Annotated in this window: 16 protein-coding genes; 7 read left to right on the top strand and 9 right to left on the bottom strand. The window is 61.6% G+C overall.

What is annotated here, in order from left to right; all coding sequences use genetic code 11:
• The first annotated feature begins 136 nt into the window (after positions 1-136).
• Positions 137-1,258 (top strand): acyltransferase family protein, encoded by a 1,122-nt coding sequence (locus tag AABA86_RS25680; protein WP_338308854.1) that lies wholly within the window; start codon positions 137-139, stop codon positions 1,256-1,258.
• 24 nt (positions 1,259-1,282) lie between these two features.
• Here AABA86_RS25680 and AABA86_RS25675 read toward each other — a convergent pair whose 3' ends face one another.
• Together AABA86_RS25675 and AABA86_RS25670 are read right to left on the bottom strand one after the other, a co-directional pair.
• Positions 1,283-2,644 carry a polysaccharide pyruvyl transferase family protein gene (locus tag AABA86_RS25675; protein ID WP_338308853.1) on the bottom strand — a complete coding sequence of 454 codons (1,362 nt, stop codon included), beginning with the start codon at positions 2,642-2,644 and terminating at the stop codon, positions 1,283-1,285.
• 19 nt (positions 2,645-2,663) lie between these two features.
• Positions 2,664-4,121, bottom strand: coding sequence for a lipopolysaccharide biosynthesis protein (locus tag AABA86_RS25670; RefSeq protein ID WP_212249186.1), 1,458 nt, complete (start codon positions 4,119-4,121; stop codon positions 2,664-2,666).
• Between the two features lie 218 nt (positions 4,122-4,339).
• On the opposite strand from AABA86_RS25670, the gene AABA86_RS25665 reads away from it, so the two are divergent.
• Positions 4,340-5,485 carry a glycosyltransferase family 4 protein gene (locus tag AABA86_RS25665; RefSeq protein WP_338308852.1) on the top strand — a complete coding sequence of 382 codons (1,146 nt, stop codon included), beginning with the start codon at positions 4,340-4,342 and terminating at the stop codon, positions 5,483-5,485.
• Positions 5,486-5,506: 21 nt separating this feature from the next.
• Here the strand turns inward: AABA86_RS25665 and AABA86_RS25660 are convergent, their stop codons facing one another.
• The 4 genes from AABA86_RS25660 to AABA86_RS25645 are packed head-to-tail and all read right to left on the bottom strand — an operon-like array spanning position 5,507 to position 10,258.
• Complete coding sequence (locus AABA86_RS25660) at positions 5,507-6,598, bottom strand: acyltransferase family protein (RefSeq protein ID WP_212249184.1); 1,092 nt, start codon at positions 6,596-6,598, stop codon at positions 5,507-5,509.
• Complete coding sequence (locus AABA86_RS25655; RefSeq protein WP_246550443.1) at positions 6,595-7,704, bottom strand: acyltransferase family protein; 1,110 nt, start codon at positions 7,702-7,704, stop codon at positions 6,595-6,597. The genes AABA86_RS25660 and AABA86_RS25655 overlap by 4 nt, the downstream gene beginning before the upstream one ends.
• A gap of 6 nt (positions 7,705-7,710) precedes the next feature.
• Entirely contained in the window at positions 7,711-9,048 is a 1,338-nt protein-coding gene (locus AABA86_RS25650) for a hypothetical protein (RefSeq protein ID WP_338308851.1), read from the bottom strand.
• Positions 9,049-9,055: 7 nt separating this feature from the next.
• Positions 9,056-10,258, bottom strand: coding sequence for an acyltransferase family protein (locus tag AABA86_RS25645; RefSeq protein WP_212249370.1), 1,203 nt, complete (start codon positions 10,256-10,258; stop codon positions 9,056-9,058).
• Between the two features lie 680 nt (positions 10,259-10,938).
• On the opposite strand from AABA86_RS25645, the gene AABA86_RS25640 reads away from it, so the two are divergent.
• The 3 genes from AABA86_RS25640 to AABA86_RS25630 all read left to right on the top strand — a co-directional run bounded on the left by AABA86_RS25640 (position 10,939) and on the right by AABA86_RS25630 (position 14,498).
• Positions 10,939-11,451 carry a hypothetical protein gene (locus tag AABA86_RS25640; protein WP_338308850.1) on the top strand — a complete coding sequence of 171 codons (513 nt, stop codon included), beginning with the start codon at positions 10,939-10,941 and terminating at the stop codon, positions 11,449-11,451.
• Between the two features lie 32 nt (positions 11,452-11,483).
• Positions 11,484-13,715, top strand: coding sequence for a Wzz/FepE/Etk N-terminal domain-containing protein (locus AABA86_RS25635; protein ID WP_212249182.1), 2,232 nt, complete (start codon positions 11,484-11,486; stop codon positions 13,713-13,715).
• A gap of 495 nt (positions 13,716-14,210) precedes the next feature.
• Complete coding sequence (locus AABA86_RS25630) at positions 14,211-14,498, top strand: hypothetical protein (RefSeq protein ID WP_212249181.1); 288 nt, start codon at positions 14,211-14,213, stop codon at positions 14,496-14,498.
• A gap of 42 nt (positions 14,499-14,540) precedes the next feature.
• On the opposite strand, the gene AABA86_RS25625 is transcribed toward AABA86_RS25630, so the two are convergent.
• The gene (locus tag AABA86_RS25625) at positions 14,541-15,971 is read right to left on the bottom strand and encodes an undecaprenyl-phosphate glucose phosphotransferase (RefSeq protein ID WP_212249180.1); all 1,431 of its coding nucleotides are present in this window, start codon (positions 15,969-15,971) and stop codon (positions 14,541-14,543) included.
• A gap of 602 nt (positions 15,972-16,573) precedes the next feature.
• Between AABA86_RS25625 and AABA86_RS25620 the strand changes: the two genes are divergently transcribed.
• Complete coding sequence (locus AABA86_RS25620; protein WP_338308937.1) at positions 16,574-17,311, top strand: metallophosphoesterase family protein; 738 nt, start codon at positions 16,574-16,576, stop codon at positions 17,309-17,311.
• Between the two features lie 82 nt (positions 17,312-17,393).
• On the opposite strand, the gene AABA86_RS25615 is transcribed toward AABA86_RS25620, so the two are convergent.
• Positions 17,394-17,672 carry a hypothetical protein gene (locus AABA86_RS25615; protein WP_246550437.1) on the bottom strand — a complete coding sequence of 93 codons (279 nt, stop codon included), beginning with the start codon at positions 17,670-17,672 and terminating at the stop codon, positions 17,394-17,396.
• A gap of 574 nt (positions 17,673-18,246) precedes the next feature.
• Here AABA86_RS25615 and AABA86_RS25610 point away from each other — a divergent pair.
• Positions 18,247-18,513, top strand: a complete 267-nt coding sequence (locus AABA86_RS25610; RefSeq protein ID WP_212249178.1) for a hypothetical protein — start codon at positions 18,247-18,249, stop codon at positions 18,511-18,513.
• A 257-nt stretch (positions 18,514-18,770) separates the two neighbouring features.
• Here AABA86_RS25610 and AABA86_RS25605 read toward each other — a convergent pair.
• On the bottom strand, positions 18,771-23,594 hold a 4,824-nt coding region (locus tag AABA86_RS25605; protein ID WP_445083490.1), incomplete at its 5' end, for a beta strand repeat-containing protein.

Genomic DNA, 23,594 nt, shown 5'->3' with positions numbered 1-23,594 from the left:
CTTCCCTGGCAAGATGATCTCGAGGAACTCGAGGCTGACCGATCCGCGATCACGCCACCTCCGCCGCTCCCCAGCGAACTTGCGTCACAATTCGTCTCTAGAAGCGAGACGAACCGCGCAAGGACACCGAGGCCCGATGGAAGTCAGTGAAGCAAGACGTTTTGTCGTTCTCGACTTCTACCGCTTCGTCGCTGCGCTCGGGGTCTTCATCTTCCACCTGAAGCTGATCGACACGGGCATTTCGCCGGCGTGGAACGGGTCCTACGGCCTGTTCGTGGACATGTTCTTCATCCTGTCCGGCTTCGTGATCTCCTATTCCTACCCGTCCGACGCACGTGGCGTGGTGGCCTATTCCCGGTTCATGATCCGGCGCATTGCGCGAATCTATCCGCTGCACCTGCTGAGCTTGCTCATTTTCGTGGTGCTCATCGGCGTCGGCCTGGAGCGCACGGCCCGCTCGACCCCACTGGACTTCCTGTACAATCTTCTGCTGCTCCAGGCTTGGGGCGTCACCGACCATCTCAGCTTCAATTCGCCGTCCTGGTCGATCAGCGCGGAGTTCTTCTGCTATCTGATCTTTCCGCTGCTGATGCTGCTTGCCCGCAAGGTGCAACCGATCGTGCTCGGCGCGATCGTGGCCGCGCTCTATCTGGTCCTTGCCCACGGCCATCTGCCGATCTGGCAGGAACGGTCGCAGATGTATGGCGCCAATTTCGATTACGGGATGCTCCGCGCACTGCCGAGCTTCCTGAACGGTATCCTGCTCGCCATACTATTCCGGATGTCGCATCCCTATCGGCACAAGCGGATGATCTTCGCCGGCATCGGCACGTTCGGCCTCTCCGTGCTCGTCCTCAACGTCTTCGCCAAGCCGGATCTGGCCATTGTGCTGTTCTCCTGTGCCATCCTGCTCACTGCGGTCGGAGAAAGCGCCTTCAAGGAGTTTCCGGGCGCCCGCCTGCTTGGACGGCTCGGCAACACCTCATATGCGATCTACATGCTGCACGATGCCGTCCTCATTGCCGTGTTCAAGCCGCTGTGGACCTGGCTCGGACTGCGTCCTGATCAGTTCGGCCTCTTCGCCCTGGCATGCTGTGCGGTCCTGACCGTCATCGCAGACCGCACCTACGCCTATTTCGAAAATCCGGCGCGGCGCTTCATCAACCGCTGGGCCGACATTGGTGTCACCTCCTCGCGCAAGGTGGCCGCAGCCGACACCTCCGTGCGCTTTGACAACACCGAGCGGGCGGTCAACTGACGCCTGCCGGCGACATGAGGGCGCTCAGGCGACCTTGCCGCCGGCCTCCTGCACCGCCCGCATCGCGCTCTCGCCCAGCAGCGGTGCGATGTTGGCGCGGGACAGCTCCATGACATCCGGCAGCATCTGACGTACCTTCTCGCCGACGGCTTCGTGTGTGCCAAGGAACTGCAGCGCAAACTTCTCAAAGCTGTCGTCGACCAGGAACTGGGCCGGCGACAGCAGCAGCGATTCGCTGACGCCAAAGTGCGCGAACAGGCCCTGGAACTTGTCCTGATATGTAATCGCTGCGACAGGCGTTCCCTGCCCCAGCGCCGCAATCGCCAGATGCATGCGGCCGGTGATCACGCCGTCGACCAGACCGACAACGGCCTTGATCTCGCCCGCCGATAGCGCCTGATCAACGTGATGCACGTGATCGCCGAGCGTGGGCTTCAGGCGGTCAACCAGCGGCCGAAGGCAGTTGTCGTCGGCGATCTCGGGGCGGTAGTCATGCGCGAGCAACAGCCAGCTTGCATTGTGCTCGCGAGACAGCCGCTCCATGGCACCGGCCGCGAGCTCGATCATTTGCCGCATCTTGGCCGGCTCCGGCTTCTTGAACAGCATCGGATGAATGTTGAAGACGAAGACCTTGCGACCCTGCTCGCGTTGTCGCGCGATCGTGGCCGCGATCTGCTTCACTGCGGCCGTATCCGCCCGCGGCGTCAGCATGAACGCCGCGTCAGCGACCAGATGGGCGCGTTTCCGTGCAAAATCGTCGAAACGCTGAAGAGATATCGCATCACGCAGATTGAGGACCACGCCCGGGTCAAGCAGTCGGAACACCTCGCGTAGCGCCTTCGCCGGCCGGGAATTGAAACTGAAGCCGAGCACGCTGACCTTGGCGCCGAACGCAGCCATCAGATCGGCCACGAGCAGCATGCGCGCGGCATCCACCGGAGAATAGTAGCCATCGAGCACGTCGGCCCCCAAAACCAGCCCGAAATCCGGCCTGGTGAGCGACAGCTCCTGCGCGACCGTCTCGTATGAGAACGGCTGTCGCCAGAGTTCGAGCGGCTTGAAACCCATCGCGCGCACGTCCGCACTGGCCGTTGGCGTCGCGGTAACGATGTAGACCTCGAGGTTCGGATAGGTCCGCTTCACCTCCCCGGTGGCCGCTTCGATCATCGCCTCATCGCCGCGCGATTGACGAACGCTCCAGGGATCGGAGGGCAGCACGACGAGCCGGCGCGGATCGTTGCGGGGCGCGACGTTGCCCCCGACGTCTCTCCGGGCGATCTGCCACCTGCGCAGCTCGAGCAGGTCCAGCGCCAACGGCGTATTCTTGGCGCTGTTAAGCCAGCCTCGGAGCTGCCTGCGTACTGGCACCGGGATCAGTTGCTTCACGACATCCTCCTCGTCTTCATCAAGCGGTCGCACCGCGCTTCACGACGAAATCAATCAGGGAAAGGAGCTGCTTCCGCCAGAACAGCAGAATGCCCGTCAAATAGGTCGCGCCAAAACAGGATGCCAGCAGTCCAATCCGCAAATAGGGATTCATGCCCGGCGTCGCCTCCCGGCACAGCACGACCGCGCCGTAAGCCAGAACGATGGCACAAAGGCAGCCCGCAATGGGACGCAGAAACTGGCTCCAGCTCAAGCCCAGCAGCCGAAGCGCCAGCGCAAACGTGACGGGGGTCACCACGAGCTGCGAGAATGCGAAGATCGTGGCCAGTTGACCAATGTCGCGCGAGGGAAGCAGGAACATTGCCGGCACGACCGTACAGAATTTCAGGATGTTGAGCAGAAAGACGTAGTTCGGTTTGCCCAGAGCACCAAAATAGGCGCTGTTGACGAACTGCACCGTCTGGACTGCGCCAATCAGCATCAGCGGCCGCATCACCGCCTCGCTGCCACCCCACTTTGCGCCAAACAGCAGCAGCGAGAATTCCGGCGCGATCGCCGCGAGCAGCACGAAGACCGGAGATCCGATCAGCGCGCCGAGACTGACGCTGCGCAGATAAGCGCCAGCGATGCGATCCCGCTCGTGCGCGATCTTGGACAAAGCGCTCAGCGCCACATCCATGACCGCCTGGGTGAGCAACTGCATCAGGATGATGTAGACCCTCGCGCCGACCGTGTAGATGCCGAGCGCCGCGACGCCATAGAGCGACAGGATGATCATGTCGATCGTCCGAACGATGGCGAAGTCCAGCAGCCTGTTCAGCATGACGTGGATGCTGTAGCCGGAGAGCTCGCGAAAGCTCTTCAGATCGTAGCCGCGCATCGGCAGCCATCGCGGCTGGCTCCAGAGCCACAAGCCGCTGATCGCGCTCTGTACGACCACCTGGATCACGAGGCTGAGGGCGCCAAACCCGGCATAAGCACAGGCGATCCCCACGACGCCGGAGATGGCTGTCGCCACCATGGTCCTGACCGCGAGCACCCGAAAATCCATCTGGCGCTTGTAGAGCGCCTCCTGGAACAGGGTCGCGGTGCCGATCGGAAGCGAGAGACTGGCGGCCGTCAGCAGGGGCGCGAGCCCCTTCACGTCGAACCAACGCTCGATATGTGTCGCGAGCAATGCGATCAGAACGGCCAGGAGCACTGAGGCTGCAAACGAGCAGAAGAACGGCAGCGTCACATCGGCGGGCTCGAGCGTCCGCCGCTGGATCAACGCATCACCGAAGCCGAATTCCGCGATGGAGCTCAAAAGCAGCAGGATGAAGGCGACCAGCGCCGCAAGACCGAAATCGGCGGGATCGAGCAGCCGCGCCAATACCAGGAACAGCACGAACGACAATGCGCGGCCGCCCCAATTCTGTGCGAGCGACCAAAACAGCGCCACCACGACCTGATGTTGCCTGCCTCGAGTGACGTTCATCAACAATTCGACCCAATTCCGATCCAGACGACGCGGCAATGATGATGACACGCCACCGCTTGTCGCCGCTCACAACGGCGACTGATTGCTCGCTACAATACGACGGAGTGATGGCAATCAGATGAGCGCCACCGATTCCGATTTAGAGTGGAAGTGAGTTCAAATCGTGGACTACACTCCAATCGCTCTCTGCGATGTGATGCAAAATGGATGCCTTGATGAATTCGCCGGCCCCGCGTTCTATCCCCAATTCCAGGCGCTTGCGTGTAGCGATCTACGCGCCGCATTTTGCGGAATATTCCTACCGGCTCGCTTCGGGATTGGCTCACCATTGCGACGTCAGGCTCGTGCTCAACCGCAAGGACGCTAACCAGCAATGGGAACTGGCCGACATCGCCGTGGCAGCTCCCTTCGAGACCCGGGTTCGCGATTTGAGCCTGCGCCGCGGCGGCGCGATCGGCATCCCGGCCTCTTTCTTCGACATAATTTCGTTTCGTCCGGACGTCGTTCATTGTCACGAAGTTCCGGAGATCTACACGTCCAAGCTGATTCAGTTCCTTCGACCACTCGGCATTCCCCTGGTGCTGACCGTTCACGATGCTATCCCGCATTCGGAAGGCGGCTCCGGCACCTCGCCGCGCGAGGACGCATGGCGCGGGCGCATGCGTGCCGCCGCGTCGATCGTCACCACGCATGGCGAAAGCTGTATTGCCGATTTTCGTCGCGCCTCGCCCGACTTCAAGGGCGGAACGGTCTCCAGCATGCACGGCGTGCTCATGGTTCCACCGGCCCGAGGTGCGGTCACCGCGCCCGAGGCTGCACGCATCCTGTTTTTTGGGCGGATGTGGGCCTACAAGGGCCTCGACGTCTTTATCGATGCGATCGACATGTTGGCCAAGCGTGGTGTGGCGCACGAGGCAATCGTCGCCGGTCGCGGCCCCGAGATGACACGGCTCGGCGCGCGGATGGAAACGATGCCGACGGTCAAGACCATCAACGCCTACATTTCGCCTGCGGACACCGGACAGCTGTTTCAATCCGCCACCGTGGTCGCCTTGCCCTACAAGGATGCAACGCAGAGCGGCGTGCTCGCCTCCGCTTACGGCAATTCTCGTCCCGTCGTTGCCAGCGCCACCGGTGGCATTCCCGACGTCGTCACCGACGGCGTCAATGGGCTGCTGGTTCCTCCAGGGGATGCCACTGCATTGGCCGATGCACTCGAACACGTGCTGACCTCGAAGCCGCTTGCCGCGACATTGACGGATGGCGCACGGCAGACCGCGGCCGGCCTCCTGAACTGGGATCGCATCGCCGAACAGCTGCTGGGGTCCTATCACAAGCTCGCCGGCCGTACCGTGAGCTGACTGCGACGGGCACGCGGTCGCTCAAACCGATTGCCCGACCTTCAGCGGTCGAAAGAACATGCCGCGGATCGCGCCGTCCAGCAGGCGCCTCAGCCTGACCTCGATCAGCTCATAACTGATCGCGCTTGCGACCAATGACATCACCAGCCCGAGTCCGATGAAGGCGGCCCACAGCAGCCAGCGATCGACGCCGGCGGCGACCAGCTTCAGGCCGATCACCTGCAACGGGAAGAGCACGAAGGGATGCACGAGATAGAGGCTGTAGCTGATCTTGCCGACATATTGCAGGGCCGGGGCGCTCAGAGCCCTGCCGAGGCCCGACTCCGGGGCAAGCACCATGCCGAACAGCAGGAATCCGGGAAGAAGCCCCACGAACGGGTGAAACAGCACCAGGCTCGCATACATGGCGGCTCCGCAAGCCAAGCCCGCAACCAGGCCGAGACGCCCCGGAATCGGGATCCGAAAGCCGGTGGCGCTGAATAGCATGCCGATGCAGAAGAAGGCCGTGATCGGCCAATGCAGCAGGCACGCGATACCGAGCAGGATCAGGGGCGCAGCCAGCATCCTGCCTCCGATGCGCAGCATCGAAAACGTCGCTGCGAACCAGATGTAGAACGCCCACTCATAGGTCAGTGTCCAGGCGTTCTGCTGGGCAATGGGCAAGCCAAGCGCATCCTGCACGAAGAACAGATTGGCCGCGAAAATCCCGAGATAGCTGGTCAGGTCGATTCCACGGAAGAACTTGTAGCCGACGATCGGACCGATCGCGAACAGCGCAAGATGCAGGACGACGAACACCGGCATGATGCGCAGGACGCGGTCGAAAAAGAACCGCGGCAGCGAGCCGTGCCGCACCAGGCTCGCCGGGATCAGGAAGCCGCTGATCATGAAGAACAGCTCGACGCCATGCCCGCCGACATTGATCACCGATTGCAGCCAGAGCCAGAGCGGCGGCAGGAAGCCGGGATCCGGGATGTCGTACATGCCTCCCTTCGGCATGTCGTAGAAATGATCCATCAGCACACTCAGCGCGGCAATCCCCCGAAGCCCCTGGACCGAGGGAACGAACGATCCGTCGTAGGCGGCGCCCGGCTGGTGCAGCGCTTTACTCATTCCGCAGCGCCCTGGGTACTGAGGGCAGGCTCGAGAACGACCTTCTTTCTCCGTGCCGAGCGGAACCTTTGTCCGAAGGCGATGCTGGGCTTTTCGACGAATGTAAACGTCATCCAGCTGACGAGGATCGACAACGCCAAGATCAGGGTCAAGAAGATCGACCATCCGAGCGGCCCGTCGCCGAACCAGAGGAGGCGATGGATGAAGACGATCACGAACGGCGACATCAGGTAGACCGAATAGCTGATCACGCCGACGAACGCCATCGGGCGCCACGCCATTCTCTCGCCGAACACGGCAAAGCCGATGAAGACGAGCGCCGCGCAAACATAGGCCGCTGCGATCGAATAGCTGTAGAAGAAATTCTCGTGGTACACGCCTCCGAACCGCCTGTCGGCCAGGGTGATGGCGAAGATCGCATACAAGAGCGTGCAGACCGCCACGTGGGACCATCGCAGCTTTCCGCCGATGATGGTGTCGCGGATGATCTTGCCCAGGAACATCGCCGACAGGTTCAGCCCGACCTCCATCACCGAGGAGACGGCCCTGTTCTCCACCAGGAGCGCAGCGGTGGTTCCGACCAGCGCGGCCGCAACGACGATCGTCACCGCCGTGAAGCGCCGGTTCAGCAGCCCCATCGCAAAGAGGATGGTGCACCCGGCGTAGAACAGCAGCTCGATCGCCAGTGTCCAATAGAACACCCAGAGGTTCGGGACGTTCACGAAGGTCTGCAACATCGTCACGTTCGCGGCGATCTGCCCCAGCGGATAGATCTTCGAATCCAGCAGCTGCATCGTCACGAGCCCGACCACGAGCGAGGTCCAGTAGGCCGGGTAGAGCCGGAAGAAGCGACTGATCGAAAAATCCCGCACGGGCGTGGCGCTGTCCGGGAAGCTGAACGGAATGACGAAGCCGCTGACGAAGAAGAACAACACCACGCCGAACCGGCCAAAATTCATGTAGTAGCCGAACAAATCGTGGATCGGCCAATAAAACGCACCCGTCGGGTGCTTCTCGACGATGATCTCGAAGACATGCTGAACCAGGACCGACAACACGGCAATGCCGCGCAGCGTGTCGATGAATGCGAGCCGTTTATGCATCATTCGTTCTCACCTGCTTCCGCTCGCCGCCGGTATGTCCGGGCGGAAGCCCTCCAATGACGGCATCGGCGGCCGCATGACGATCGGCACGGCGTCGCCCGCCCGTGCGGAGGCCGCGCGGCGCGAAAACACTTCGCTGAAGCTCAAGGCGATGATCAGGAGGCCGGACGCCGGGCCGTAGTTCAACACCGTGATCGTGAACAGGTTGACGACGAAGATCAGCGTCAGCTTGTACACGTCGGTCGCGCCGAATGTCGCCCTGAACACCATCACCATGAAGGCAACGAACGGCAGGCCGAACATCAGGTAGGTCCCGATGTAGAAATTGTCGACGGGCACCCAGAAGTGCGCGAGCGGCGAAAACAGCTTCTGCGGATAGTTGAAGCAGCCCGCGCCGCAGCCCGTCACCAGACCGATCGGCATGAGTTGGTTCATGTAGACGAACGGCAACTGCCAGCTGTTGTTGATGCGATCGACGATGCTGAACAGGGTCGAATGCGGCACCGCCGCGGTACCCGATGCGACCACGATCATGAAGAACGGAACGAAGATCGCGGCAAAGGACCACTGCGCGATGCCCCTGATTGCGGGAAAGCGCGACTTCTCCGGCAGCATACGCACGAACACGAGCAGGAGCAGATAGAGCACGAGGACGATCATGGTCGTCTTGCTCGTGGTCAGCTTGATGACATAGACCGCGAGGGAGCCGAACAGAAGGCACCACGTCGTGCTCTTGCGAATCGACGTGATCGCGAACGACACAAGGATGAAGAAGGCCGCCATGGTGTTGTCGGCCGCAAAGCCCATCAGGCGCTGGTCGTCGCCGCCATAGGCCCACCACAGCCGGCCCGCCTCCCGAACCGCGCCAAAGGACTCATATTTATACCCGACCCAGGGCATGAGATAGAATTTGGTCAGCAGCACCCCGATGACCGAGAGGTAGAAGGTCACGGCGATGACCGCCAGCAGCTTCTTGTACGAGCCGAGACTCGAATCACAGAAGCAGAAGCCGACGAACACCGGCAGCATCATCTTGAAAGACGAGATCGCCGCGTTTGCCGTTCCCAGCATGAAGTAGCCAAGCACGAGCGACAGCATGATCTGGACCAACACCAACAGGGCCAGGGTGCTGCGATTACGCAAGATGCAATGCACGATGAACTGGATCAGGCACGCGAGCGCGACGGCATCGGGCAGATACCAGAGCGCATCCATGTGATAGATGCTGGTGTAATAGCGGATCACGCCGCCAAAGGCGTCGCGGACCAGATAGACCCCGAGCGCGATCGCCTCGATGCTGAGGCTGATCAGGATGAGCCGCGGCCGTTGCAGTGTGAGGATGGTCATGCCCGACTCAGTTCGTCAGCCGCGCCGATGGCGCGGGGGATCGCGCGAAATCCCGACGGCTTCCGAGCACATTTCGCATGAACTTGCCGCCGGGGATTTCGACGTAGAGATAAGTGAAGTGCGAGACCACCAGCACGGCGGCCAGCGAGACGACGAGATTCAGCGTCGCCGGCAGGCCCGCCCAGACCGAATCCAGCGCGGCGATCCGCCCCGCCCCCACGGCCCGCACGAAATATTCGGCGAGCAGCACCACGAGCGCGTGCACCATGTAGATGGAGTAGGACCGCTTCCCGAGCCAGACCAGCGGCCCGGCCACCAGCATCCGCGGCACCAGCAGCGCATCCGGAAAGGCCATCAAACTGCCGAGGAAGACCGCAAACGTCACCGGCGCGAGGAAAGTTGCCGCGGGATTGGTCTCCGCCAGGGACACCAGGGCGATGCTCGCGATCATGGCGGCGAATTGCAGCGCTCCCTGCACCCACTGGCTCGGCCTGCCGGGCAGGCGATCGACGATCCTCACCGTCAGCACGCCCAGAAAGAAGCTCACGAAGCAGCGCAGGATGCCGAAGTCGGTTTGGAGCCCGAGGCTCCTCTTGTCGAGCACGAAAATGATCACGACCAGGCTTCCCACCGCGAGCAGTCCACAGAGAACGTAGAACCACAACAGCGAACGCATGCGCTGGGCCAGCAGCACGATCAGGCCAAACACCAGATATGTGTAGAACTCGACGCTGATGCTCCAGCTCGGCGCATTCCAGCTGAGATAATCGATGAACCCCATCGAATGCAGCAGCAGCACGTTGAGACCGAAGGAATAGGCATTGTTCACTTCGAACGCCGCCGGCGCGGCCACCACGACACCGGCCATGACCAGGCCGATCCTCAGGAGGCGAAACAGAAGATTTGCCATCAGCATGACGATGTGCAGCGGATAGACCCGCGCCAGGCGCCGCACCATGAACTCGCGCAGCGAGAAGCGCCCGAAGTCGCTCTCGACGTAACTGAGCGACATAACGATCCCGCTAAGAACGAAGAAAAGATCCACCAGCAGCCAGGAACTCCTGAAGAACGCGCAGTTGATCCACGCATTGTGCGGGAACGCCGCGAGGAAAGTCGGCATCAGCAGGAGATGGTGAATCACCACCGACGTCGCGGCGATCCCCCGGATGCTGTCGAGCGGCAGGACATGCGCCTTCTCACGATGAACCATCTCCGTCACATCAACATTCCGTAGCTATTGCACCGCAGCAGTGTGTATCAGGTCTCGCGCGCATTCAATCTCTGCGATCGCGGACTCGCATTCGACGCATGAGGGTCGACGATAATTTCAACGCTCGCAGATCATTCGGACATGCGAGCGCCAAGTTCACGCCACTTTTTGCTTGAGATCGAAGTGCGTCGACGCGCAAATCAATTCGGTCGTGATGATTGCGAGTATTTGCGTGCAAAGTGTGCGCGAAATTCGGCGCTGTTGCGATCATGACGACCGCAAGGACATTGATCTCTCCGCATTCACGATGCCGCGTATATCTCGCTGATATCTTCTCGCAGGCGGGAACAATGACTCGCGTGACGACTTGTGTCGGTTTTGCGACGCATGCTCGCTGCATTTCGACGTGCAACGCCTCATATGTTTTCAGTTTGCAACATTCCTGGGCGTGAGCGTGCCGATCTCGCAGGCATTGCATATCTTCCTTTTGCAACCGATCGGGAAACGGGCAAGGCACGCGTTGTCGTCGAGCACACGCACCCATCTTTTGCGCCGCACAAAAATTGACACAGTTGCCTGCCAAGTTTCGCGTGTTCTCCTATTGCAACAGGGAGGAAGGGACACAGATGGGTTGCGGACTGACACGTCGTCTTGCGAGATCGCGATGGCTAAAGATCGTCTTGGCAGGTTTTGCCTTGATGGTGTCGAGCATCGATGCTTGCCGCGCCCAGTGCGTCGAATTTACGGATCGTGCCTCGCAGCTCCAACTCGACACGTTCGTAAAATCGCCCTCCTCGCTTCTGGAGCAGCTGCGCAATGACAAGGAGAAGCTGAGATATCGGCTCGCCACCTTTATCGCCACGAACCCGTCGGTGTTGCCGTCCGTGCAGACCCTCATCTCGGCGTCGACTTCAACCGACCGTTCAGCCATTGGCGCCGCGTTGAGGATCGCCGAAGGGCGGTGCACGTCGACGAAGCCGGAGGCTGCGCGCAAGATCAGGGATTTCACGCAGCGGATCGGCGATCTCAACGTGCAAGCAGGTTATTCCGCCGCCGGAGAGGACGCCTCCGGCGCCCAGGCCCAATCGCAAGACAAGGGCCGTGCGCAACCGCCCCGAGGCGGGGCGCTGCTCGAAGGCGAGTGGAAGACCAAGCTGGCCAACCCGTTCAAACCCGTCCCCCTTCCGAATTGATCAGCGATCGTCAAAAGGCAGCGAATTAGCAAATGTATCAGCCTAGAGAGCATTTCCCGTCGGGCCACAGATTCGGGATCGAATTCGGCGGAGCGGTCCTCAGCTTCGAGCGCGTGGCCGACGTCCTGCGCCGGCAGTGGCCGATCATCGCGGTGTGCACCGGCGCTTCGCTGGCGCTGGTGATCGTCTATCTGATCATGGCGCAACCCATGTACACGGCGAATGCCCGCATCATGATGGATACCCGTCAGGCGCAGGTGCTGGACAAGGACAGCAACGCCAACAGCGCCCTCATCGATACCGGATACGTCGACAGCCAGGTTGAGGTCATCAACTCGGACGACCTGATCCTCTCGGTGGTCCGTCGCCTGAAGCTGACGGACGATCCGGAGTTCAATGGCTCCAATCCGGGTCTGCTTTCGATCGTCCTCGGCAAGTTCATGTCGTTGTTCGGCACCGGAGAACCGGCGTCGCAGGAGCGACTGGAGCACGCCGTGGTCGAGCAGGTTCAGAAGAACCTCAGGACGGAGCGCGTCCTGACGACCTATGTCTTGTCGCTGAACTATCGCTCGCGAAGCCCTGACAAGGCCGCCAAGATCGTCAACGCCGTCGCCAGCGCCTACCTTGTCGGCGCCCTGGAAGCCAAATATCAGTCCACCAAGCGGGCAACCGAATGGCTTCAGCAGCGCAGCATTGAGCTGAGCGAGCAGGCAACCGCCAGCGACCGTGCCGTGCAGACCTTCAAGGCCGAAAACAACATCGTCGGAACCAGCCGCGGCCTGATGTCCGAACAGCAATTGTCGGACCTCAACACCCAGCTGGTTCAAGCGCGGGCGTCGACGGCCGAAGCCAAGGCCCGGCTCGACCGGATCACCGCGATTTCGGACCAGGACGTCGCACAATCGACGGTGACCGATGCTCTCAACAACTCGGTCATCACCCGCCTGCGCGCGCAATATCTGGACCTCCAGGCCCAGTATGCCGACTGGTCCCGGCGCTATGGCAAGCAACATCTGGCTGCGGTCAATCTGGCCAACAAGATGGAGGAGCTGCGCAAGAACATCGCCGACGAGTTGCATCGGATCGGCGACGCCTATCGCAGCGACTATGAGATCGCAAAGAGCCGAGAAGCCTCGCTCGAGAAGAACGTAAAGGAACTCGTCGCCCAGGCCGGCGATACCGGCCAGGCTGCAGTCAAGCTGCGCGATCTCGAAAGCGCCGCCGACACCTACCGCAACCTCTACAACAACTTCCTCGAGAAGCTGCAGAGCGCCACGCAGAACCAGAGCTTTCCGCTCAGCGAGGCGCGCCTCATCAGCACCGCCACCAAGCCGGATCGCAAGAGTTCACCGCGCACGGTCCTGGCGCTGGTGGGAGGCCTGGTGGGCGGCCTCTGCCTCGGCTTCGGCGCCGCCTTTGCCCGCGAACTGCTCAGCGACGTGTTGCGGACCCCCGGCGAGGTCGAGGACGAGCTCGGCGTGAAGTGCCTCGGTGTCCTGCCCGACATTCGTCCGCCGACGAAGACCGGCGCGTTGCTTTCCACGTCCGCGAAGACCAGTCCACCCGATCTGTCCCGCTACGTCGTCGACCATCCATTCTCGCGGTTTGCCGAGACGTTGCGCAACATCAAGGTGTCGATCGACGTTGCGCGCCTGACCCGCGAGATCAAGGTGATTGGCATCGTGTCCTCCCTTCCCAAGGAAGGAAAGACGACGGTGGCGGCCAACTTCGCCCAGCTGATTGCCCTCACCGGGCATCGCACGGTCCTGATCGACGGCGATCTGCACACGCGCTCGCTCACCCGAGAGCTCGCGCCGAACGCCAAGAGCGGACTGGTAGAGGCGCTCAGCGATCCGTCCAGCCTGGGTTACCATGTGCAGCGAAGCAAGGAAACGGGCCTGGATTTCCTGCCGTCGGTCGTGGCCTCCCGCATGGTCAATTCGGCAGACGTCATTGGATCGAAGGCGATGGCCGATCTGCTCAAGGTGCTGAAAGAGCATTATGAGTATATCGTGATCGATCTTGCCCCGGTGATGCCGGTCGCGGATTCCAAGGCCGTCAGCTTCCTGATCGATGCCATGGTCTATGTGATCGAGTGGGGGCAGACGACACGAAGCGCTCTTCAGGAGTCGGTTTCCGGGTCGGAAGTCCTGCAGAAGAAATTGCTCGGTGCCGTGCTCAACCGCGCCAACCCGAAGATGCTCAAGCGCATCGAGGCGTACAAGGGCAAGCACCACAACAGCTACTACGTCGAGCATGCCTAGAGCATGATGCGGAAGAGCGCGCAGCGGTTCTCCGAAAAGATCATGCTTAAACAACAACCTAAAGCGCGATGACGATTCATCCTGATCGCATCGCGCTTTAGAAGGCGCGGCGACGCGCCCAGCCGAACTGGAACGACCTCGGGCCCGCTGCCATTTGACAGCGGGCCCTTTTTCGCGTTTTGCGGAACTGTCGCCTGAAGGCGATCGAGGGCGCCTTCGCGCACGAGACCGAAGATTGCGCCGAGCCCACCCGGACAGCTGAGGCCTCCGTATTCATCCGGAATCCACAACTTGCAGTTATTGCTCTAGCCAAAAGCAAGGATTGACGAAGGCGGTGGTCGCCAGGACAGTGCACCTCCTGGCAATCATCTGTCGATAAGACGAGACAATCCGAGGCTGATGCCTCACAATGCCGAAACTTTGGGCATCTTTCCTTCTGGGGTCACTGAGGCTAACCTCGGCTGATATTTATCGTTCTTTTCCGGCGGACTCGAAATGCTGATCGTCCTGACGATTTTGACAATTTGGGTTCTGCTCAACATCCTGTTCGTGTTGATCGTGGTTCCCCCACGCAAGCCGCGTCCGCAGCCGATGGCGACGACGTTCTCACCCGCGCCCATCGACCCGAGCCAACGGGAAATCGAGCAGGACGAACCTTTCTCGATCCGCCATGTCATCGTTTCCGTTGCGATGGGGGCCTTCTTCGTGCTGGTGCCACCGTTGCTCGCCTTGCGCGATGCGATCATGCGGCTCTTCAGCAGGTCGTCGAGAGACGGAACCTGATCCCTCGAGGCTCCGGTTCCGGACCGTGAAGAAACTGAACGACTAGTAAGCTTCCTGGAACATGACGGCGGACGCCGTCCGGGCCATAATCTTCAGGTCGAGCCAGATACTCCAGTTGCTGACGTACCAGACGTCATATTCGACCCGCTTCTCCATCAGATCGATCGTCGGCGTTTCCCCTCTGAACCCGTTCACCTGGGCCCAGCCGGTCAGGCCCGGCTTCATGTGATGGCGGTAGACGTACTTGCTGATGATCTCATCATAGTAATTGTCATGGGCCAGCGCGTGCGGACGCGGTCCAACCAACGACATGTCCCCGCGCAGCACGTTCCAGAGCTGCGGCAGTTCGTCGATGCTCGTCATACGAAGGAAGCGCCCGATCTTGGTGACCCGAGCATCCCTCTTGGTCGCCTGGGCAATCGTTTCGCCGTTTTCGCAAACGGTCATGCTTCGGAACTTCCAGATCTCAAACGGCCTGCCATTGAAGCCGCGGCGCGATTGGCGGAATATGACCGCACCCGGGGAATCCAGCTTGATCAGCACGGCAACGGTCAGCAGCAGCGGCGTCAAGATCACGAGCGCGAACAGGGCCACGCCGACGTCGAGACAGCGCTTTTGCAACCGCTCGAGAATGGTGAGAGGCGGCCGCTGAATTTCGACCGCGACGGTTCCGCTGACCGGCAGGAAGGGACGAGCCACCAGATCGGCGACCGGATCGTCCGGCAACAGCCGTATCGGCTGGGGGACGGCCCGCAGATATGGCCCGAGCTTGCGGAGCATCGGCAATTCGTTCCAGTCGATCGCAAGCAGGTATTCATCGACATCCGCGGAGCGCGACTGACGGATCACGTCGCGAATCTGCCGCTCCCAATGGCCGTCATCCCGCTCCTCGCCGAGCACGAAATGGCGCGTGACGTCGAAGCCATTCCTCCGAAGGTCCTTGAAGCGGCTGGAGGTGAAGTCGAGCGGCTTGAGGCTGAGCAGGATCACCTTGCGATCGACCAGCCGGCTTCTCGCAAAGCTCGTGCCGAACACCGCCTGCCAGACGAAGCGGAGGCTGATCAAGCCAGCTCCGCCGATCACGGCGAAGACGATGACGGTACCGCGGGACAGATTGTCCGTCGATTTCAGCAGAAAGGCCGCAACGGCCAGGATCGTCAGCGACGTCAGCCAGATCAACACCGCCTTTCGAAGCTGCCAGACGACGTTGAGCAGGCGATGCGTGGCATAGACATCCCGGAAATAGGCGACCGCGACGAACACCACGCCGACGAACAACCCGGCTCCCACCGAAGCACTGTCGGCGGGCGAAGCGACGGCCGCGCCGTACAGCGAAGCGCCGGCAGCATAGCTCAACAAGATCACCAGAAAGTCAGCAGCCATGACGACGATCTGAAATGGCCTCTGAAGCGCGTTGCCGCGCGTCGACGACAACGTGTGAGCGTTTTCAGAACCATAAGTTGCAACAGCCATTCGAACCTCTGCCTATCGAGAGAGTGCCTGACGCTCATCGTGATGCTGAAGACTCGTCACTTCCCCGCGCGGAAAGTGTTGTTTGATCGCAGCGACATTGTGGCGCCGCACGCAAAACTTTTGCGGCGCACGGATCATGCGCCGTGTTGAAATGCGCAGCGAAATTCGGCGCGCTGAAAATGTCGTCACAGTGATGACATACGAGCGAACGCGTTGCCCTATTTTGAATCAAGTTCCACGTTCGGCGAGACCATATGATCGTCGCGCGAGCGCTTCTTCGCTCATCTTTCAGGCGAGGCGACGCTCCGACGACTCGCAACGAGTCGTTTACGAGAACTCCGTTGGATTTCTATCTTCGCGTGCGCCGCGAAATTTCGCTTAGGCATGCATCTTTGCTGCGCTCTCGCATTCAGCGATGCAATTTCTGCGGGACCGATCTTTCGCACCATAGTGCCGCGAGGTGGGCAAAAAGTGCCGTGCCCTTCTTTTGGCGTGATCGAACCGGAGAACAAGGACGCTCCCTTCGCTGTTCGTGTCGGATGGACGCTCTCCGGTGCCGGCGACTTGGGGAAATTTTTCAACCACCCGATCGATTGAGCGCCATGATATCTCTCGCCCGACCACGCCCGCCTATTCCCAAACCGCAATTGCCGGAGGGAGTCCGCATCTATGCGATCTCGGACATTCATGGATGCGCGCATCTGCTCCAGCCCATGTTGCGGGTGATCGACGCCGACGTTGCCTGCAGCCGGCCGCGCTACGCGATCGAGGTCTTCATGGGCGATTACATCGATCGCGGCCCGGATACGCGCTCCACCCTCGACGTCCTGATCGAACGGAGCCGCCGGGGCAATGCGGTTTTCCTCAAAGGGAATCACGAGGCATTTCTGGTGAGGGTGTTCGAAGACCCTTCGCTGTTCGAGGATTGGATTGCCGTCGGCGGGACCCAGACGCTGATGTCCTACGGGCTCGCCCCGCCGGACCTGAAGCGCGACGAACCGGCATCGATCATGCGCGATTTGATTCGGGCGATGCCCACCGAGCATCTGGAATTCCTCGACAATCTGCGGCTGAGCTTCAGTTGCGGGGACTTCTTCTTCGTTCACGCCGGCGTTCGCCCGGGCGTTCCGCTGGCCGAGCAGACGGAGCGCGATCTGCTCTGGATTCGCGAAGAGTTCCTGCGGAGCGAGGAGCAGTTCGGCAAATATATCGTGCATGGTCATACGCCGGTTCGCAGCGCCGAGTTCATGGCGAACCGTGTCAACATCGACACCGGCGCCTATGCGACCGGCAACCTCACCCTAATGAGCATCCAGGGTAGCCGCATGCTCGCTGTATGACGTGGGAACTTGGCCGCGACAGCTTGCCCATCGGCCTGCCGAAACTGTCTCGCGACCCGGATAGCATCGACCTCTGCGGGATCTAGTTGAGCAAGCGGGGCTTTTCCTGCCGCGCACGTGTTTCGGCCATCCAATCGTTCCAGGCTCGCTCGTGCTTGACGTAAAGCTCCAGCCAACGCTCCCCATGCCTGTCCTGGCGGACACGGCGCGCCTCGACCAGCAAGTCGGCGCCGGGGCGGGTGCTCGGATTATCCAGCGCTTCAAACTCGACCGTCTCCGAGATCGTCAGTCCGACAAGCACGCGCTGTCCGGCGCCATCGACGATGTAACGCCGCGGCGCGTCCTTCTTGGGTTCGCTCATCTCGTCATGCCCCATTCGTGTCAGTGAGATCCCGCCAGCGAATCGGACGTTGCCTAAAAGGCTCGTCGTGCGTGGCCGAACGTCGAGGTGGGAGTCGGCCCGGCCATTCGGCGCGAGGCGCCGCGGGATGAGTTCGCAGGGCTTCGTTGGACGCGCCAACCACGCGCCGCGTAGCCCAAGGTGAGGCCAGCGCCGAAAATGAAAGCGGAGAGGAATGCAGAAGTCATGGGAGTCGCCCTAGATAGTCCGGGACTCATCAAGAGGGAGCAGTGTGTCGACATCATGATTCTCGCCGCATCCGGGCGCCGAAAGATTGTTCATGCCTGACCTCTTACGTGCATGCGGCACAACTTCCCGCGCGTCGACCGCTGCGATCAAGACCACTCTATAAGAATCACTCTATTAGAGAGGTGCCCCTACGATCCCGATCCGGCCAAGCCTGTTGCCGTCGAACGGACCTGGCGCGCCTCCCCACGAACAGGAAATTTCGGGCCAACCGGCCAATCCATGCCCTTGCAACCATTCGAGACCCGTCGCATTATTTCGCATCTCATATTACGAGGGATTCAATCCAATGACCGTCCGCGCTCGTATTCCATCCATTGCCCTGTCTGCTCTCGGCCTCGTTTTGACAGCATCCGCAGCGCCGGCCGCCGAGCTCGCGCTTGCTCCGGCACATCAGCGGGCGGCCTACGCGCAAACCGGGGCCGTGCTGTGGGATGACGTCTATCCGCCCGCGATCTACGGCCCGCAGCTTCGCTCCGTCGAGGAAGTCGCCGCCATGAAGGCGCAGGCGCGTCCGGTGTCTCAGCGCTGGTGGGGTTATTGGTACGTTCGGTGAGCGGGGGAACGCTTGGGTAAGAACCCTTAAGAGCCCAGCCCCTTCGACCCAGCCACCTTCGATCACAGACCGCCGATCCACCGGATAGCCGGTGGCGGCGGTTTTTGCTTGGGCTCGCGTGCCGATTGCCTCGCCGGTTTCGCTCGGATTGGAAGCCAGCGAGCGATGCGATCCAGCCGTGAACATGCACGTCGTAAATCCCAACGGCGACTGCCGGGACGACGGCTGGCGACCCCCGCTCCGAAGCCGGTTCCCTCTTAGGCCAACAGGAAGTTGCTGTTGTGCAGTGTGCCCGTCGCATTTTGCAGGCTCACGTCCATATCGCTCGTTCCGTCGCCGTCGACATCGATCTGAAGATAGTCGTTACCGGGCCCGGAATTCTGCAAGTGAGCCGAAGCCTGGTTGCCGCCGAGCAGCGCGGCATTCTCCACGTACTCGATGTGACCGCCGGCGACGCTGATGCCCGAGAACCTAAAGCTGTCATTGTCAGCGTCGAAATTGTGAATGGTATCCGCAGCACCGGCGGCGGAATCCGCAATGCTGGCGAAACGGAAGTTGTCATGGCCCGCGCTGGCGAAGATCTCATCCGCACCCGCGCCGGCAGTGATCGTCGTGTTACCTGACGCATTGCCGATCGTGATCCTGTCGAAGTTCGCGGCGGCATTGACGGTTTCGACGTTGGTCACCGTGATGTCGTAGACGTTCCCGTTGAAGTTCAGAGTGTCGTTGCCGTCACCGAGATCGATCACATTCGCCGGGCTGCCCTGCAGCGTCAGAACGTCGTCCGACGAGCTCCCGTTGAGCAGATTCACGTTCCACAGATTGTCGAACGAATTGCTGCCTGCGGCGAGATTCAGGACGTTGGCCGTCCCTTCGCCGAGGTTGACCGTCACTCCGGACACGGTGTTCAGAAGCGTGACCGTATCGTCCGACGGGTTGAGATTGCCGGTGAAATCACTGCCGTTGAGGTTTTCGACGCCACTGATGCTGACCGAGTTCACCCCATTGGCGAGGGACACCAGATCGTTTCCACCGCCCATGTCGATGACGATGCCATCGACATTGTTCGTCAAGCTGAGCGAATTGTCGCCCGAATTGCCGTTGATGTGCTCGACGCCGGTCGCGGCGAATGCAGCGAAGTTTCCGTTGAGGGCGATCGTATCCTCGCCGCCGCCAAGGTCGATCGCGACGCCGTTGACCGCTGCGATCGCACCGGTGACAGTCAAGGTGTCGTCGCTCGCGGTTCCGTGCACGTGATTGACGTCGTAGATGTTCACGAACGAGTTCGCGCCGGCAGCGAGGTTCATCGTATTGTCGCCGTTGCCGAGGCTGATGTTCAGGCCCGTCACCGTCGTCGACAAGGTGAGCACGTCGTTGACGCCGGGCGTCGCACCGAAATCGGATCCGCCGACCCCCTCGACGCCAATCAGGCTGACCGTGTTGGCGCCGCCCGCGAGATTGAGCTGATCATTGCCACCCCCGAGGTCGACGACCAGTCCGTTGGCGGTCGTCGTGAGGTTGACGAATTCGTCGTTGCCGCTGCCGACCAGGTTTTCGACACCCGAGAGATTGAGCGTGTAGCCGTTACCAAAGGTGCCGTTGAGCAGGACGGTATCGCCCGTCCCGGCTCCCAGATTGAGCCCGTGTCCGAAGATATTGGCTCCGACGCGAAGATAATCGTCTCCGGCCGTTCCGATCACGGGTGCCGTGTTAGAGAACTGTTGCGTCGAGAGATCGATCGGACTCGCCAACGAGCCCGATGACAGCAACACGATGGCGTCGCTGAACTGCAGCACTTCGACATTGGTCAGACCGTCGGTGCCGTCACGGTTCACGACATTGTCTTGAACCTGGATCGTTCCAGCCGTCGTGACAGTGTATTGCGATTGCGTACCCGAGAAGATCACCATGTCGGTGCCGGCGTCGCCGTCGATCGTATCGTTGCCGCCCTGGCCGGTGATGCCGTCGTTCCCGCCACCTGCGTTGATCGTGTCGCCACTGCCGCCGCCGAAGAAGAACTCGTTATTCGAGCTGCCGAACAGCGTGTCGACCTGGTTCGAACCCTGGACGCTGTTGACGCCTCCCGTGATGAAGTCGGCGCCGGCCGCACCGCTCACAAGTCCCGTCGAAAGGTCGACGGAAACTCCGCCCCCGCTCGCCTGGGAATACGAGACCCGCGTATTGCCGTTACCGGTGATGGTATCGTTGCCGAGCAGGCCTTCGAACAGGTTGAAAGTGCCGAACGATCCGGCCGAGGAGACGCCGGTGAAGCCTGTGGCATCGTAGGTGTCGTTCTGGTTGCTGCCGGTCGCACTGTTGACGCCCACATAGGTGTCGGTGCCGATCGAGCCGCCGCCGGTCGCAGTTCCCGCCTGCAGGTTGATCGTCACGGCATCGGTCGCGCTAGCATAAATGACGCGGGTGTTGCCGTTGCCGGTGATCGTGTCGTTGCCGGCCAGGCCCTCGAACTGGTTGAAGTTGCCGTTGTTGCCGACGTTGTTGGTTGCGCCGTTCTGGAAACCGACGGCGCCGAAATTCGTGGCCGTGAAGACATCGTTGAAGTTGGTGCCCTGGGCGCCCTCGATCCCGCGGAACGTATCATTTCCGATCGATCCGTCACCGGTCGCGGCGCCCGCCGTGAAGTCGATGGTGACCGGGCCGGTGGAGAAGTAGAGGTTGTTGTAGCTTATGATGTCGAAGCCACCGCGGCCGTCGATGAAGTCGTCACCGGCAAAGCCGGTGAACGTCTCCGTTGCCGTTGTAATGTTGCTGCCGCGGATGGTGTCGTTGAACATCGACCCCATCACGGCGTTGACGCCGCTGAACGTATCGCTGCCCGTGGAGGCGTCGCCACTCGCAGTACCTGCCAGCAGATCGACGGTTACCCCGCCGGTTGCGTTGGTGAAGGCAACGCGCGTGTTTCCGTTGCCGACGATGCTGTCGTCACCTCCCATGCCGATGAATTCGTTGAACGTGCCGTTGGACCCGGCATTTTGGCTGGATCCGCTGAAGCCAACAGCGTTGAAGACGTCCGCGGCGTTCGAGCCGCGCACGGACTCGACCGATCGCAGCGTGTCGGTGCCCACCGTCGCGGCGTCGCCCGTCACGGTTCCCAAGGCCAGTTGAACGTCGATTCCGCCCACCGCGGCCGGATCGAGCGCGTAGTCCGCCCGGTCGAAGCCAGCCCGGCCGTCGATGAAGTCGTCGCCGGCGCGGCCTTCGAAGATTTCCACGGTCCCCGGACCATTGGCACTGCCGAGCAGTTGGTCGACAAATCCGGAGCCGACAACACCCCCGAAGCCCGAACCCACCAAGGTATCAGTACCGACCGAAGCATTTCCCGTCGCCGAATGGGCCGTCAGATCGACGGTCACGCTGCCCGTTGCGTTGGCATACGAGATGCGGGTCAGCAGCGCACCCAGGCTGTTCATCGCTCCCGTGATGCTGTCGTTCCCTCCGCGGCCTTCGAACTCGTTGAAGCCCACATTGGTACCGGCAATGCCGGTATCGCCTGCAAAGCCGGTCGCGTTGAACGTGTCGGCATAGTCGCTGCCCACGATCCCCTCGACGTTCGCCAGCGTGTCAGTGCCGACGCCAGGTCCCGTCACGGAGCCTGCCGCGAGATTTGCGGTAATGCCTCCCGTTGCCGCGACGTAGTCGGCGCGGTCGAAGCCGAGGCCGCCGTCGAGTAGATCATTGCCGTCGAGGCCCTTGAGGCGATCGTTGCCCGCAAGGCCACTCAGATTGTCGGCGTAGGCGGTGCCGATCAGCGTATTTGCGCCGGCGTCGCCGGTGAGATGCACGCCCTGCCCCAGGATGAAGTCGGCAGCCGTGAGGTTCGACAGCGTCACGTTCAGCAGGGTGAGGGTGTCGCCATTGCCGAAGTTGATGACCGTGTTCGGCCCCTGTTGAGTGGCAAGCGCCTGAACGTCGGCAAGGGTCGAGACTCCAGGGATCCCCGTGAGGTCGATCTTGTCGACGTCCGCCTGCAGGAAGTCGCCGATGGTGTCGGCGCCGCCGCCGGTGGCGTAGACAAATGTGTCTGCACCGGTGCCGCCGTTCAGGCCGTCGTTGCCGGCGCCACCGCTGAGCAGATCGTTGCCACCGTTGCCGAACAGCTGGTCGTTGCCGCCAGAACCGGTGATCGTATCGTTGAAGTTCGAGCCCGCAACGTTGGTGACCCCTCCAATGATGGTGTCGTGACCCACCGAACCGTCGCCGTCCGCGGTACCGCTTGCGAGGCTGACGATCACGCCGGAGGTCGCATTCCCGAACTGGATTTGCGTGCTGCCGTTGCCGGTGATGGTATCGTTGCCGCCCTGGCCCTGGAAGGCGTTGAAGCCGGCGAACCCGGTTGCGTCGAACAGGTCGGCATAATTGCTGCCGGTGGCGCTGTTGACACCGGAGAACGTGTCGTGGCCGACCGAGGCATCGCCGCTGGCCGTTCCGGCCTGGAGGTTGATGGTGACGCCGGCGGTCGCATTGGCATAAATGACGCGGGTGTTGCCGTTTCCGGTGATGGCATCATCGCCGCCGAGGCCCTCGAACTGGTTGAAGGTGCCGTTGTTGCCGATATTGAGCGCACCGGGCTGGCCATAGCCGGTCGCCACATAGCTGTCGGCGTAGCCCGTGCCCTGAATGCCCTCGATCGAACGCAGCGTATCGGTCCCGATCGACGCGTCGCCGCTCGCCGTGCCCGCCGCCATGTCGATGTTGACGCCGCCCGTGACCGTGCTGAGGCTGTTGTAGATGGCGACGTCGAAGCCGGCGCGGCCGTCGATGTAGTCGTCGCCGCCAAGACCGGTGAAGTTGTTGTTGAAGCTGCTTCCGAGCAGCGTGTCGGCGAACGTCGAGCCCTGCACCGCGTTGACGCCGGTGAAGGTGTCGGTGCCCTCGGTCGCACCCGTGGCGCTGCCGGCAACCGTGACCGCATTCGTGGTCCCGACGACGCTGGTCTCGAGGTCGACGCTGACGCTCGAGGCGGCGATCTGGTAGTTCAGGCGGGTGGAGCCGTTGCCGATGATGGTGTCGTTGCCGCCGGCGCCGGCGAAGTCGTTGAAAGTCCCGGAGGAACCGACATT

Source organism: Bradyrhizobium sp. TM233 (assembly GCF_036247965.1).
Taxonomy (GTDB): domain Bacteria; phylum Pseudomonadota; class Alphaproteobacteria; order Rhizobiales; family Xanthobacteraceae; genus Bradyrhizobium; species Bradyrhizobium ottawaense.
The sequence above is the reverse complement of the archived record's forward strand: the minus strand, read 5'-3'. Positions and strand labels throughout refer to the sequence as shown.

Coding starts and splice junctions, on each gene's coding strand:
- AABA86_RS25680 (WP_338308854.1), top strand. CDS start 137: ATGGAAGTCAGTGAAGCAAGACGTTTTGTCGTTCTCGACTTCTACCGC.
- AABA86_RS25670 (WP_212249186.1), bottom strand. CDS start 4,121: ATGAACGTCACTCGAGGCAGGCAACATCAGGTCGTGGTGGCGCTGTTT.
- AABA86_RS25665 (WP_338308852.1), top strand. CDS start 4,340: ATGAATTCGCCGGCCCCGCGTTCTATCCCCAATTCCAGGCGCTTGCGT.
- AABA86_RS25660 (WP_212249184.1), bottom strand. CDS start 6,598: ATGAGTAAAGCGCTGCACCAGCCGGGCGCCGCCTACGACGGATCGTTC.
- AABA86_RS25655 (WP_246550443.1), bottom strand. CDS start 7,704: ATGATGCATAAACGGCTCGCATTCATCGACACGCTGCGCGGCATTGCC.
- AABA86_RS25650 (WP_338308851.1), bottom strand. CDS start 9,048: ATGACCATCCTCACACTGCAACGGCCGCGGCTCATCCTGATCAGCCTC.
- AABA86_RS25645 (WP_212249370.1), bottom strand. CDS start 10,258: ATGGTTCATCGTGAGAAGGCGCATGTCCTGCCGCTCGACAGCATCCGG.
- AABA86_RS25635 (WP_212249182.1), top strand. CDS start 11,484: ATGTATCAGCCTAGAGAGCATTTCCCGTCGGGCCACAGATTCGGGATC.
- AABA86_RS25630 (WP_212249181.1), top strand. CDS start 14,211: ATGCTGATCGTCCTGACGATTTTGACAATTTGGGTTCTGCTCAACATC.
- AABA86_RS25625 (WP_212249180.1), bottom strand. CDS start 15,971: ATGGCTGTTGCAACTTATGGTTCTGAAAACGCTCACACGTTGTCGTCG.
- AABA86_RS25620 (WP_338308937.1), top strand. CDS start 16,574: ATGATATCTCTCGCCCGACCACGCCCGCCTATTCCCAAACCGCAATTG.
- AABA86_RS25615 (WP_246550437.1), bottom strand. CDS start 17,672: ATGAGCGAACCCAAGAAGGACGCGCCGCGGCGTTACATCGTCGATGGC.
- AABA86_RS25610 (WP_212249178.1), top strand. CDS start 18,247: ATGACCGTCCGCGCTCGTATTCCATCCATTGCCCTGTCTGCTCTCGGC.